This is a genomic window from Streptococcus sp. 1055 (assembly GCF_013276815.1).
GTDB lineage: Bacteria > Bacillota > Bacilli > Lactobacillales > Streptococcaceae > Streptococcus > Streptococcus pseudopneumoniae.
On sequence record NZ_VMLT01000006.1, the window covers coordinates 1 to 13,735 of the forward strand.

Genomic DNA, 13,735 nt, shown 5'->3' on the forward strand with positions numbered 1-13,735 from the left:
CTAGCCGCAGGCTGTACTTTGTACTTGAGTACAGTAAGGCGACGCTGACGTGGTTTGAATTTAATTTTCGAAGAGTATTAGTTATTTAGCTGAATTAGATCTGTTTTACTCAGGTCTAAGTCTTTTTTATCACTTTAAAAAGCTCCTACAACATCTTTCCGAAAAACTATAATTTTCTTGAAAAATATATAGGTCTATGCTATACTACTAGTAGACTTACTTATGGAGAAAATACATGAAACGTGAGATTTTATTGGAACGAATCGACAAACTAAAACAAATCATGCCTTGGTATGTTCTGGAATACTACCAATCTAAGCTTGCTGTCCCCTATAGTTTTACAACCTTGTACGAATACCTCAAGGAATACGATCGATTTTTCGGCTGGGTTTTGGAGTCTGGTATTTCAAACGCTGATAAAATGTCCGATATTCCTTTATCAGTTTTGGAAAATATGTCTAAGAAAGACATGGAATCTTTTATCCTTTATCTACGTGAACGTCCTTTGCTGAATGCTAATACAACCAAGCAAGGAGTTTCTCAGACAACCATTAATCGGACTTTGTCAGCACTTTCTAGTCTTTATAAGTATTTGACTGAGGAAGTTGAAAACGATCAGGGAGAGCCTTATTTTTATCGTAATGTAATGAAGAAAGTTTCAACCAAAAAAAAGAAAGAAACGCTTGCTGCCAGAGCTGAAAACATCAAGCAAAAACTCTTTTTAGGTGATGAAACAGAAGGTTTTCTAACTTATATTGACCAAGAGTACCCACAACAGCTTTCAAATCGAGCTCTCTCATCATTCAACAAAAATAAAGAACGAGATTTAGCCATTATTGCCCTTCTCTTGGCATCGGGTGTTCGCTTATCTGAAGCTGTTAATCTGGATTTAAGAGATCTCAATCTAAAAATGATGGTTATTGATGTCACTCGAAAAGGTGGCAAACGCGATTCGGTCAATGTTGCTGCCTTTGCTAAGCCTTATTTAGAGAATTATCTGGCCATTCGAAATCAACGCTATAAGACGGAAAAAACAGACACAGCCCTCTTTTTGACACTCTATAGAGGTGTTCCCAATCGTATTGACGCTTCCAGCGTTGAGAAAATGGTTGCTAAATACTCAGAGGACTTCAAAGTCCGTGTAACACCCCATAAACTGCGCCATACCCTAGCAACTAGGCTCTATGATGCTACTAAATCGCAAGTTTTGGTCAGTCACCAGCTAGGACATGCCAGTACACAAGTCACTGACCTCTATACCCATATCGTCAATGATGAACAAAAAAATGCCTTGGATAGTTTATAATTTTACGTAATATAACTTATGTAAAATATTTATCAAAAAAAGAAGCTGCTAAAAATAAGCAACTTCTTTTTCTTTATATCTGATCCCAGTAAAGTGGTGTGGAATATCAATTGTTTCTATATTTTTGAAGTTCTCATTTTCCTACTACTAATTTAACTATAGCAAAAATAATGCAGATAAGGATTGATATTTTTGCTTGTAGGAATTCTAAAAATCAAGCTTTTCTGGATTCAAATCTCTTCATAATCACAGTTAAACGCCAACGGTAGAGAGCCCCACTTACAATTAGACTAATAATCAAACCGATCCAGTAAGAATAAGCTCCAAAATCTGTTAGAGAGTCGAATACCATAGCTACCGGGAGTGTCACCCCCCAATAACCAACCAAACCAAGGTAAAAAGGAATAACGGTATCCTTATACCCCCGTAAAATTCCCTGAAGAGGTGCTGCAAAGGTATCTGCTAACTGGAAGAAAAGACTGTAAGTCAAAAAACGTGCTGTCAAATCGATAAATTCTAGGTTGTTACCATAAAGACTAGCCACACTTCCCCTAAAAATGTAAAGGAAGGATAAGGTGAAGACCGCAAAAATGAGGGCTGTCCATCTTCCTAGACCAATATAGGTTTTCGCATCATCAAATCGCTTGGCTCCCACTTCATAGGAAACGACAATAGCCATAGCAGATGAGATACTCATAGGAAAGGCGTACATGAGACTTGAAAAGTTCATAGCTGACTGGTGACTAGCGATAATCAAGGACGAGAACTTAGCCATAATCAAGCCAACCACGGAAAAGATAGCCACCTCAGCAAATACAGTCCCCCCAATAGGCAGACCTAAACGAACTCCTTCCTTGATTTTATCCATATTAAGCGGAATTCGTTTCTCAAGATGTAGAGCCTTGAGCTTCTCCTGTTTAAATAGAACCAGAACAGAAATCCCCAGCAAGACCCAGTAGGCCAAGGATGTTCCTAAACCAGCACCAGCACCTCCCAGTTCTGGAACACCAAAGGCCCCGTAAATCAAGAGATAGTTAAATCCACTATTGAGAGGAAGCAACAAAAGCATGAGATACATGGACAACTTAGTCAACCCCAGCGAATCCAGCAAGGAACGAATGACACTAAAGAGCAACAAGGGGATAATTCCAATAGATAAAAACCAGAGATAACGAACTGCTACTGCCGCCACTGGTGCTTCTAGTCCAAGATGATTCAAGATTGGTGGTGCCAGGAAAATTACCATCCCCAGCAAGACCACAGATAGTCCCAAAGTCAAATAGATAAATTGGTAAAAATCAGACGCAACTTCTTCCTTTTTACCACTACCAAGATGGTGACCAATGATAGGCACCAGGGCTGACACAATCCCTGTTAGGAATGTAAAAAAAGGATTCCAGATACTGGTCGCCATAGACACACCAGCCAAGTCCATGGTATTGTATTGGCCTGTCATTGCAGTGTCAACAAAAGAGGCAGAATAATTGGCAAATTGGTAGATTAGGATTGGGAAGAAAATTTTTAAAAATAATACTAACTTCTCTTGTAAACACTTTGTCTTATACATACTTCTCTTTCTATTCTGATTTATCTAAACCAAAGAGTTTCAGACCATAGTTTTTCAAACTTAGCGGAGGATTATTAGATTTTGAAGTAGTATGCCAACACGCACATGTACGACAATAATAGCTTCTAACTAAACCTCCATTATCATATTGAACCGCATGGTCAGCTTTTTCTTTAGTTTCATATTGAATTTTAGAACGATTAGCTGCGGGACAGTAAATTCCACTATTAGATTTCGCTTGTCTCTCCCTACGTTTTCGAAAATAATTCATATTCTAACTCCTATCAAGCTTGATAGACAATTTGTCCCTTACAGATGGTATATTTAACCTGCCCTTTTAAGGTTTCACCGATAAAGGGTGAATTAGTCGCTTTGGAAGCAAAATGGGAGTCCACAAGACGGTCATCCTTAGCATCAAAAATAGTGATGTCCGCTGGACCATTCTCAGCCAAGTAACCTGCTTCAAAGTTATAAAGTTTGGCTGGGTTGTAGGTCATCTTTTCAAGCAATTCCATCAAGGTCAATTCCCCAGCTTCTACCAAATAAGTTAAACCGAGGGAAAGAGATGTTTCCAAACCAGTCATACCAGATGGCGCTTTGGTAATATCCTCAATGTTTTTCTCATCTGCATGATGAGGCGCATGGTCAGTTGCGATAACTGTGATGACGCCTGATTTGAGGCCTTCGATAACGGCACGACGGTCTGATTCCAAACGAAGTGGAGGATTCATCTTAGCATTGCTACCTTGTGTCAAAAGGAGCGATTCAGTCTTAGAAAAATGCTGTGGCGCTACTTCTGCTGTGACTTGCGCACCCAAACCTTGAGCAAACTCCACTACTTTAACACTTTCTTCCTTAGACAAATGCTGGATGTGAACATGGGCCTTAGTTGCATAGGCAATCATGACATCACGCGCCATCATAGCATACTCAGCCACCCCAGTCGCACCGCAGATATGGAAATGTTCTTTAGCGATATTTTCATTAAAGCCAAGAATCCCATTCAAACCTGGATCTTCCTCATGAAGACTAATAAAGGTATTAAGCTTTTTAGCTTCTTCCATAGCTTCCTTGACAACTTTACTGCTTTCAAGCGGAATACCGTCGTCTGAGAAACCAACCGCACCAGCTGCTAAAAGTGCCTGAAAGTCTGTCAAATCTTGGCCATTAAAGTTTTTAGTAATGGTCGCAACCGTCTTAACATTAATCTTTTCTTTGGCAGCTGAATCCAGAACTTCTTTTAAAGTCTCTACATCCGAGATAGTTGGACTGGTATTAGCCATCATAACAACCGTTGTAAAACCACCTGCAGCGGCTGCTAGGGCACCAGTATGAATGTCTTCTTTATGAGTTTGACCAGGTTCACGGAAATGAACGTGAATGTCAACCAAGCCAGGAGCAACTACTAGACCACTAGCATCAATCGTTTCTGCTCCTTCTTCCGTGATCTCAGACGCAATTTTGACAATTTTCCCATCTTGAACTAAAACATCACACACTTGATCCAAACTAGACTTGGGATCCATTACACGACCATTTTTGATTAGTAGCATATGCTTTCTCCTTTATTCATAGAAATCAACTTGGGTATCCAACAATTTATCCCCATCATAAACAAACTTGGCTGAAAAGAAGGGTTTATCCTCTAAAAGCCACTTAACAAAGATATGGTCACCTTCCCAAGTTGGCTTACTCAAAACCTCATCATAGGGAACCCATTCTAGCGTTCCCTCGTTGCAGTCAATCAAGTCACCCTCAAACTCTGTCACCTTAAAAACATAGGTGTACCAGTCTAAATCTGGTGTAAATTCAGGAAAAGTGATAACACCTTTTAGAACTGGCTTGGCTTTGAGTCCTGTTTCTTCAAGGATTTCACGCGCCGCGCATTCCTGAGGAGTCTCACCACGCTCTAGCTTGCCACCCACACCAATCCATTTCCCTTCATGGACATCATTGGGTTTCTTATTACGGTGGAGCATGAGCAGTTCTTTCCCGTTATCAATGTAGCAAATCGTCGCTAACTGAGGCATATTTTCTCCTTATCTAAGCCAATCGATTGGCTCTTGTCCAGTCTCTTTTAAAAATGCATTGGCCTTGGAAAAAGGGTTGGAACCCCAAAATCCTCTATAAACTGACAAAGGACTGGGATGGGCTGATTCAATAATCAAGTGGTTAGGATTGGTAACCAAGGTCTTCTTCTTGCGTGCATAAGCTCCCCAGAGTACAAAAACAACTGGTCTATCTAAATGATTAACCACCTGAATCACAGCATCCGTAAAAGGCTCCCATATCTGCCCAGCATGACCATTGGCCTGCCCAGCAGGAACCGTCAAACAAGCATTGAGAAGCAAGACTCCTTGCTTAGCCCAAGCTGTCAAATCATGAGATTTCTTAACACCGATATCATCTGACAATTCTTTCAAGATATTTTGCAAGGATGGCGGAGCTGGGATAAAATCGGGTACAGAAAAACTCAAGCCTTGCGCTTGACCTGGACCGTGATAAGGATCTTGCCCTAGAATGACCACCTTAACTTCTTCAAGCGGTGTTGTCAAGAGAGCCTGAAAAACCTTTTCCTTGGGTGGATAAACAGTACCCTGAGCATAGACCTGCTCCATAAACTGATTGATTTTCCCGAAATAACCTTCAGGTAATTGCTCCTTAATCAAAGCATGCCAAGACGAGTGTTCCATAGCCAACTCCTTCGTTTTTACTGCCTCTATTATAGCAAAAAGTGGCTATGGAAACCACTTTTTACAGTTTATCTAAATAATCCAGCAAGTCTTGGTAAGAATGGACTTCATAAGTCGGCTGGGCTTGTGTATGATTTTCGAGGCCATGAGGGTTGTACCAGATAGTGGCAATCCCCGCATTATTACCACCTTGAATGTCGGCGGTTAGGGAGTCTCCAATCATCAGCGTCTTTTCTTTGCTAAAACCTGCAATCTGCTGACCGATTTTTTCATAAAAGAGGGAATCAGGCTTTTGTGTTTGCAATCGCTCAGAGATAAAGACTTGATTGAAATAAGGTGCCAGACCAGACTGAGTCAAACGCCCTGTCTGAATGGCAGTTATTCCATTTGTCGCAGCATACAAGTCATAATCACGCTCGATGAGGCTATCTAAAAGTTCATTAGCACCTGAAAAAGTTTGCCCCTGTTGGGCAAGGTAAAATTGGTAACGCTGGGCTAGAAAACTACCATCTTTTTCCTGTCCAAAGTGAGCAAATAGACGAGAAAAGCGCGTGTTAACCAGCTCTTGTTTACTGATTTTCTTTTGCTCCAAGTCCTTCCAGAGAGCCTTGTTCATAGGAACATAATAGTCTTTATAAGCATGAATATCTGCAACCCCTTCTTCTTTTAGAAGTTGCGTTAAAGCCACATCCTCAGCAGCATCAAAATCAAGCAAAGTGTGGTCGAGGTCAAAAAATAGAAATTTGTAGGACAATTTGAGGTTTTCCTTTCTAAGATAAACAACTTTCACTTCATTCGGTTGTTTAATGTAAAAACTTAAAAGTGGTAAAGTATAACAAAAATAATAGTTCTAATGGATTAACTAATCCATACTAATCTAGTGAATGATAGAAAAATCTTCTATAAATTCGAGCAATAGTTAAAATAAATACAAATATGACTCCCAAAATAGATAACACTATTTTCACAAAACTCATTTCAGAGCCTATTACATAGATATGAAAAAGAGGGGCTAGTCCTACACATAGAGACAATAGATAACTACTAAATCTTATCTCACCAATTCCTGCAAAAAAATGTTTCATTTTAAATATCCCAATTTTACCTTTCATCTTTATAATCCACTAACAACTCTATTGACTTCTCTTTTTTTTGAAAAATCTTGACAACAAATTTACTCCACTTAATGCTACTAAGACTTCAATGGGCAAAAAATAGTAATTCCATATCAAATGAGAAATCAGCAATGTTAGAAATAGTATACAGTCAATATAACCATTCTGAAAATACTCTGTAATTACATAATACAGAAACACCACAACCATCAAAATTAAAACAACCATCATAATGCTATCATCCTGTTCTTAATTTATTGTCACTTTTTCCATCCCATTCATCAATAGCATTAAAAATCCAATCAATAAATGATTACCTACTCACTAATACTATTCTAAAATTTAATTTTTTGGGGGATTTAGTAACGCAATTCCAATTAGCAATACACCTAATATAAATAAAAGTATTTCCCAAAATTTATTCTCAGTTTTAATAAAAGGTATAAGATACATACTAACCAATATGGAACTTACTCCTATAATAGCAAATATTATTCTGGCTTTATCACTTAGTTTAAACATATTTAATTCCCCATAAAATAAGTACATAATCCATTCACTGCAACGTTTCTCCAAAAAAAATTCCTTGTGAAGAGATAATACTCCATTAAGTTACACTATCTCTTCATTATTTAGATAAGATACTTTTTTACCTAATCATATTCTATAGATGAACAGATTTGCAAATCTAATTAGCTAAAATTATTTCATTTGCTGTACGAACAGGATGAATCTAGATTATCTTCTTATTACTAATCAATATCCTTCGTGATTTCACCTTGGCATATTCTCTATTCATACAGAAATCAAAATTTTGCCTTAACCAACTTGTATAATAGAAAAAATCTAATTGATTGATTCTAATAAGTTGCATTCTAATTTGATCAACCTTTTCTGGCCAGTTATGATTTTTACTAATAGTAATTTCATACATCAGTAACTCGGCAAGACCTGTACACAGAAGGGTATTCTGAGAATCTTCAATTTTTTTCAAAATATCCTCAAAGATCTCGCTATCCGTTAAAAAGGTGGATTGGTTAATCGCATCATACAGCAGAATACACATTAAGTCAGAATAATTTAGCTCTGATTTTTGTATTTTATCCTTTAAAGTATTGCTCAAATCCCTGTCAAACGAATCTTCTTTTTGCCATTTATTTTGATTGAAAAGAAATTCCGTCTTATTAAAAACGAGATGGTTGATGTCCATTATATTCCAAAAAAATATTGTAGTAAGCACAATTAGGACAATAGGCATTTTAAAAATAAAGGCTACGATAATGGCTATCTCAAGAATAAAACTCCATATAATTCTAGATTTCAAATCATCAGTAGACAAACTTTTACGGTGGAATGAAAAATAGGGTGAGAATCTCACATTTACTTTCTTCTTTCCTATAAAAATAAAAGGAAAAATCGTAATAAGGCCTCTTTTCTTGTATAAATCTTTCAATGCATATAGTAGGTCCAAAACTATTTTTGAGAAAATCAAACTACAGAAAGTAAGACTCATACTGATAATAAAATCAAGGGGAATTTCTAGATTCAATGGCAAGTTATTCACTAAGACATGCAACTCTAACCATAAACCTAAAAAAGGGAGCATTAGTAAGAAAATAATTAGTTTACGCATCATAATTTTACAGTGTCCTTACCTTTTTTAATTTTGCATAAATCATCATTGCTATGATTAGCATCAAAAAAATGACATTCATCCAAATAATCAACTTTTTAGACAAACAATTGCTTCGATATTATGTTTTAAAAAGAAGAATCCCTTGTATATTTTCAATTTATCTCACTTCTTATTTTTAAATAATTCATACTCTTTTTCTCTGATAAAGGGAAGTGAGAAATTAGAAAAAATTAGTAGAATTGAAAACAGATATTCGTCTTTTTGTATCACTAAAACATAACCTAAAAATAAATAGACAATCAAATCTAGTACAAAAAGAGAAAATATCCTCCTTTTCATTACCTTACTTGTCTTAAAAATTCTGTTTAATAGAACCTTTATCGTAGTATCTACACAAATTTTTATCAAAAAAATAAGAGTCAGTACATGATTAGCAACTGTACCATGAAGAATAAATGGAAATACAGTTAATATAAAACTAGAAATCTCTAAATATTTTATCCAAGGAGATTGAGACATCTTACTTTTAAACTGACTGATTTTCCTATACTTGCTAGCTAATCTAGTATCAAAATCTCTACCAATTTTATTAAAGATTAAGAACTCCAGGATAAAAATACTGATTAATACGATATAAGTAGAAACGTTTCCTGAGAAATATTTATTAATAAAAATCGGGAAAATCATTAACAGAATTGAGTTTATAGCCAGACAAATAGATACTATTTTATTCTTCACAGAGTATATAGGTAGCGATACTATTGAATAGAGAAACGCTAAAAAAATAAGCAAGAAATACTCTGTGCTGCTAATTAGCGGCGCCCTTAATGATAAAAATAGATAGGCACCCCACACGATGATATGCGCTTTACGAATTGACTCTAAACTACTCATCTACCTACTCCTAAATCTATTTTTAGTTCACATTCTCTTTCCAACAAGTCATAAACGTTTCATGATATTTCTTTCTTCTACATTAGATAAAGTCGAAATACATTTTTTGCAAGTGAAAATATTATTATTATTATTTGGAAACCCAAAATATCTATCCCTCTTCTAGACCTAAACCAAGTCAGATTAAAGATACAAATATAATGGTAGGGCTTTCTTTTACTTTAGACTACCATAAAACAAGGAATCTTTCAACAAAATTCATTGGCAAACTACTATTCTAGAAGATTGACAACCCAAATCGTTCAGAATAGAACAATCCTAACTATCGAATACCCTAACTTCATAAATATCCATGTGATTCTAGGTCTAGAATTCCTATAAACTAAATGTTTTCGTACTCTTCTAAGTAATTGATTGCCTTAAACTTTAATTTTTGAAGGATTCTAAAGCTAGAATAGTCTCATCACAATCAGTTTTGAATGATTCACAATTTAGAAACACTATAGGTTTACTCTTGTTAAAATAAAAAGGAACTGCCCAAAGCAATCCCTTTTTATTTACTTAAAATTTGATAGTTGAGATAATCAATAGCCCACCTATAAAAAGAGTTATAGTAAAATTCCTTATTTATTGATTTCAAGCTCCGACAACTGTGTTTGAATAACTGACAGTTCTGCACCAGCCTGAAGAAGAGCTGCTGCAGTATAGGCACCTTCTACAATTGGAACCCTATTGATCATGATACTTTTATCACTGAAATCAGCCACCATTTCTAAGTTCATTTTAGCAGAACCCAGGTCAAAAAAGGCTAATAAAGTATCTGCTGGATTTTCGGAAACAACCCTATCTACTTGATCAAAACTTGTTCCAATTCCTCCATCTTCGGTTCCTCCTACATAAGTAATCGGAACATCTTTAGCTACTTCACTAATCAGTTCAACAACACCTTGTGCAATGTGTTTGGAATGTGAAACGATAACAAGACCAATACTTCCCATTAAACCACCCCAGTTTCTAAAAGAGCAGTAAAGAGTAATCCTGATGAGAATGATCCAGGATCAATATGTCCAAGAGAACGTTCTCCTACATAAGATGCCCTTCCTTTAGTTGCAAGTAAATCTTTGGTAGCATTCACTACCTTATCAATAACCTCTTGAGTCAATTGACCAGCAGACAAAGCGGCAATAACAGGAGTCCAAACATCAACCATTGTCTTTTCTCCAATTTCTGCTTTCCCACGTTTGATAATCATATCCAAACCACTTTGTAAGATTTCTTCTAATTTCGAATTTGAATCAGCCTTGGCCATGCCCATAAAAGCAGAGCCATACAAGGGACCAGAAGCACCGCCTACCTTACTCAGTAATTGCATTGAGACAAGTTTAAACACATCACTGCTTGTTTCAAATTGCTTTCCTTCTAAGTTTTCCATAACTGCAGCCATTCCACGCGCCATATTTCCACCGTGGTCTCCATCTCCTATAGGAGTGTCTAGCTCACTAAGGTAATCTTTCTGTTCTTGAATCTTTTCATTAAAAAGCTTCATCCATTCAAGAGCTTGTTCAGCATTCATGCGACATTTCCTCCTTGAGTTTTACCAAGCTGGGGTAGTAACAGGTGCATATAGAGCTTCCAACCACTCATCATCTGCCAATCGAATCAATGTTAATGATAATCCAGCCATATCAATTGATGTCATATAGTTTCCAATTTTCTTAAACGCCAACTCAACACCTTTTTCATGGAGTAATTTAGCCACATCATTTGCAAATACGTATTGTTCCATAAGAGGAGTGCTTCCTAAACCATTGATGAGAAGGCCATAGCGTTCACCAGCTTTAAGTTGGAAACCTTCAGATAATTTTTCAACCAATTCTGAGGCCAATTGTGCTGAAGGTTGCATTTTCTCTTTTTTATATCCTGGTTCACCGTGGATACCAACTCCATATTCAAATTCATCATCTTCTAGAACAAAACCTGGTTTCCCAACTTCAGGAACGGTTGCTCCAGACAGAGCCAGCCCAATTGTTTTAATTTCTAACACAAGTTTATCGGCCAAGTCTTTCATTTCAGATAATGATTTACCGGAACGAGCCGCAGCACCCAAAATTTTATGGACTAAAATAGTACCTGCAACACCTCGACGCCCTTGGGTATAGAGACTATTTTCAACCGCAATATCATCATCGACTACAACGCTTGCTACATCAATACCTTCCATTTCAGCAAGTTCTTGTGCAATTTCAAAGTTCATGATGTCCCCAGAATAGTTCTTGATGACCATAAAGACCCCAGCACCTTCATCAGCCGACTTAATGGCTTCTAAAATTTGGTCCGGAGTAGGTGAAGTGAAGACTGCTCCACAAATGGCAGCAGACAACATCCCATCTCCTACAAATCCAGCATGACTTGGTTCATGTCCTGAACCTCCACCTGAAATGAGTCCAACTTTTCCTGTCTTTTCTGCCTTTCTAACGATGACATCAAAACCATCTAAGCGTTCTACCAAGTCATCATGCATGAATGACAATCCCTGCAACATTTCATCAACAACTTGTGTCGGTTCATTTATAATTTTTTTCATGAGAAACTCCTTTCGGCATCTACCTTTGTTTTCGCTTTCATTATATATTTTTTATCGCTGGATGATAAGGGACAGATTCTATTATTTGTCCCCTTTTAAACCCGTTTAAAACATTTTTTTGGTAAAATGAAGGAAGTAAAAGAAAGGTTTCCTATGGCATCATCACTTATTACAAAAAAACGGATTGCCAAGGCATTTAGAGACCTATTAGCTACTAGAGAATTTGATAAAATCTCTATTGTAGATATCATGGAATCAGCTGGCATTCGTAGACAGACCTTTTATAATCACTTTCTTGACAAATATGAACTGCTAGACTGGATATTTGAAAATGACTTAACCGAGTATATCACCAATAACTTGGACTTCATTTCAGGCCAAAAACTATTACAAGAATTATTTTTTTATTTCGAACAAGAGCGTGACTTTTATATTCAACTTTTTGATATTCAAGGGCAAAATAACTTCTATGACCACTTTATCAGCTACTGTCGCTTGCTTGTATCAAAAATTTTAAGAGAATATGGTCAGATTGATAGCGATTCATCTGCTTATACTTGTTTTTTGCTAGATTATCACTCACATGCTCTAGCAGAAATCGTGAAGGCTTGCGTCAATAAAAAAAGTCCAGTTCCACAACCAGACTATCTCATCATGACAATTATTGGAAAGAGGCCACAATGACATTTATTTCAAATCATAAACAGAAAATTATTTCAAGTTACATTTCAGCAACTGTCAGCAGTCATCCTGAATTAGAAAAACACCCTACTTTACCACTAGTCTATCAAAAAAATCGCAATCCTCATCAGGTTCCAATATTGTCGGGTGGAGGTTCCGGTCACGAACCCGCTCATATTGGATATGTGGGAAAAGGAATGCTTACTGCTGCTATCTATGGCCAATTATTTACTCCTCCTACAAGAACTGAAATCTTAGAGTCCATTCGTTTTTTAAACAATGGTCACGGTGTCTTCATCATTGTAAAAAATTTCGAAGCAGACATCAAAGAATTTAGCTGGGCCATTAATACTGCTAGACAAGAAGGAATTAAGGTCGGCTATAGTCTAGCACACGACGATATTTCTATTGAACCTCACAATAGATTTCAAATTAGAGGAAGAGGGCTTGCAGGGACTATTTTACTTCATAAAATCCTAGGATATGCGGCTCAGAACGGTGCTGACATCGAGCAACTAACTAATTTAGGTTATGAACTTGCTACCGAAATCGCAACAATTGGCTTTGCAACGAAATCAGCTAGTCTCCCCCAAGCCACCCTTCCACTATTTAACTTGGAAGAAGGAAATATTTCTTATGGTATTGGGATACATGGCGAAGAAGGCTATCGTATAGTCCCATTCCAATCATCGGAAATCCTTGCAAATGAAATTATAAGTAAATTAAGATTGCACTATCATTGGAAAAAGGGTGATCAATTTATATTGCTTGTAAATAATCTAGGCACTACCAGCAACTTAGAAATGGGTATATTTATCAATGATCTCCTTCAACTCTTAGAAATTGAAGGAATCACTATTACATTTATAAAATCAGGAACATTTATGACCAGTCTGGATATGGCAGGTATATCCGTAACTCTTTGCCCTGCGAAAAATAAACAATGGTTAGAAGCGCTCAATGCTCCAACAACAGCTTTTTCATGGTAATTTGCTTGTATAACTCAAAAGGGCTACATCACTTGTTAGACCTTTGCTTTTATCTTATACTCAATGAAAATCAAGGAGCAAACTAGGAAACTAGCCGCAGGTTGCTCAAAACACAGTTTTGAGGTTGTAGATAAGACTGACGAAGTCAGTGAGCATATCTACGTTAAGGCGACGCTGACGTGGTTTGAAGAGATTTTGAAAGAGTATTAGACCATACTTTTCCAAAATGCGCCCAAAAAACCTTGCAACTAGGTTACAAGGTTAATCACA

The 13,735-nt window shown here is 36.8% G+C and carries 18 protein-coding genes; 4 read left to right on the top strand and 14 right to left on the bottom strand.

Features of this window, described 5'->3' with window-relative positions:
* The first annotated feature begins 235 nt into the window (after positions 1-235).
* Entirely contained in the window at positions 236-1,306 is a 1,071-nt protein-coding gene (gene xerS / locus HT699_RS00655) for a tyrosine recombinase XerS (protein ID WP_023941207.1), read from the top strand.
* A gap of 214 nt (positions 1,307-1,520) precedes the next feature.
* Here xerS and pdrM read toward each other — a convergent pair whose 3' ends face one another.
* The 14 genes from pdrM to dhaK all read right to left on the bottom strand — a co-directional run bounded on the left by pdrM (position 1,521) and on the right by dhaK (position 11,795).
* Positions 1,521-2,873, bottom strand: coding sequence for a sodium-coupled multidrug efflux MATE transporter PdrM (gene pdrM, locus HT699_RS00660; RefSeq protein WP_172934019.1), 1,353 nt, complete (start codon positions 2,871-2,873; stop codon positions 1,521-1,523).
* A 10-nt stretch (positions 2,874-2,883) separates the two neighbouring features.
* Complete coding sequence (locus HT699_RS00665) at positions 2,884-3,144, bottom strand: hypothetical protein (protein WP_001105926.1); 261 nt, start codon at positions 3,142-3,144, stop codon at positions 2,884-2,886.
* A 13-nt stretch (positions 3,145-3,157) separates the two neighbouring features.
* On the bottom strand, positions 3,158-4,426 hold the full coding sequence (locus HT699_RS00670) for a dihydroorotase (RefSeq protein WP_054393035.1): 1,269 nt from the start codon (positions 4,424-4,426) through the stop codon (positions 3,158-3,160).
* Positions 4,427-4,438: 12 nt separating this feature from the next.
* Positions 4,439-4,903: an 8-oxo-dGTP diphosphatase gene (locus tag HT699_RS00675; protein WP_023936889.1), complete on the bottom strand. Its 465-nt coding sequence runs from the start codon at positions 4,901-4,903 to the stop codon at positions 4,439-4,441.
* Between the two features lie 9 nt (positions 4,904-4,912).
* Entirely contained in the window at positions 4,913-5,566 is a 654-nt protein-coding gene (locus HT699_RS00680) for a uracil-DNA glycosylase (RefSeq protein ID WP_172921836.1), read from the bottom strand.
* 61 nt (positions 5,567-5,627) lie between these two features.
* Positions 5,628-6,320 carry a YjjG family noncanonical pyrimidine nucleotidase gene (locus HT699_RS00685; RefSeq protein WP_031243543.1) on the bottom strand — a complete coding sequence of 231 codons (693 nt, stop codon included), beginning with the start codon at positions 6,318-6,320 and terminating at the stop codon, positions 5,628-5,630.
* Positions 6,321-6,438: 118 nt separating this feature from the next.
* Positions 6,439-6,651 carry a hypothetical protein gene (locus HT699_RS11590; RefSeq protein ID WP_031243545.1) on the bottom strand — a complete coding sequence of 71 codons (213 nt, stop codon included), beginning with the start codon at positions 6,649-6,651 and terminating at the stop codon, positions 6,439-6,441.
* Positions 6,652-6,699: 48 nt separating this feature from the next.
* Positions 6,700-6,912, bottom strand: a complete 213-nt coding sequence (locus tag HT699_RS11595) for a hypothetical protein (protein ID WP_138704326.1) — start codon at positions 6,910-6,912, stop codon at positions 6,700-6,702.
* A 111-nt stretch (positions 6,913-7,023) separates the two neighbouring features.
* Positions 7,024-7,203, bottom strand: coding sequence for a hypothetical protein (locus tag HT699_RS12095; protein ID WP_031243548.1), 180 nt, complete (start codon positions 7,201-7,203; stop codon positions 7,024-7,026).
* Positions 7,204-7,414: 211 nt separating this feature from the next.
* The gene (locus HT699_RS00690) at positions 7,415-8,317 is read right to left on the bottom strand and encodes a hypothetical protein (protein ID WP_023933363.1); all 903 of its coding nucleotides are present in this window, start codon (positions 8,315-8,317) and stop codon (positions 7,415-7,417) included.
* A 162-nt stretch (positions 8,318-8,479) separates the two neighbouring features.
* Complete coding sequence (locus tag HT699_RS00695; protein ID WP_138704327.1) at positions 8,480-9,211, bottom strand: hypothetical protein; 732 nt, start codon at positions 9,209-9,211, stop codon at positions 8,480-8,482.
* Between the two features lie 623 nt (positions 9,212-9,834).
* Positions 9,835-10,209, bottom strand: a complete 375-nt coding sequence (gene dhaM / locus HT699_RS00700) for a dihydroxyacetone kinase phosphoryl donor subunit DhaM (RefSeq protein ID WP_023942554.1) — start codon at positions 10,207-10,209, stop codon at positions 9,835-9,837.
* The gene (dhaL, locus tag HT699_RS00705) at positions 10,209-10,784 is read right to left on the bottom strand and encodes a dihydroxyacetone kinase subunit DhaL (protein ID WP_054393040.1); all 576 of its coding nucleotides are present in this window, start codon (positions 10,782-10,784) and stop codon (positions 10,209-10,211) included. Before dhaL ends, dhaM begins: the two co-directional genes overlap by 1 nt.
* A 21-nt stretch (positions 10,785-10,805) precedes the next feature.
* A complete protein-coding gene (gene dhaK / locus HT699_RS00710; RefSeq protein WP_138704329.1) occupies positions 10,806-11,795 on the bottom strand; it encodes a dihydroxyacetone kinase subunit DhaK in 990 nt (329 codons plus the stop codon).
* A gap of 153 nt (positions 11,796-11,948) precedes the next feature.
* Between dhaK and dhaS the strand changes: the two genes are divergently transcribed.
* From dhaS to HT699_RS11600, 3 genes are all read left to right on the top strand, one after another.
* Entirely contained in the window at positions 11,949-12,479 is a 531-nt protein-coding gene (dhaS, locus tag HT699_RS00715) for a dihydroxyacetone kinase transcriptional activator DhaS (RefSeq protein WP_031233693.1), read from the top strand.
* Complete coding sequence (gene dhaQ / locus HT699_RS00720) at positions 12,476-13,465, top strand: DhaKLM operon coactivator DhaQ (RefSeq protein WP_054393042.1); 990 nt, start codon at positions 12,476-12,478, stop codon at positions 13,463-13,465. Before dhaS ends, dhaQ begins: the two co-directional genes overlap by 4 nt.
* 63 nt (positions 13,466-13,528) lie before the next feature.
* A complete protein-coding gene (locus HT699_RS11600; RefSeq protein WP_023941215.1) occupies positions 13,529-13,675 on the top strand; it encodes a hypothetical protein in 147 nt (48 codons plus the stop codon).
* Positions 13,676-13,735: the final 60 nt, after the last annotated feature.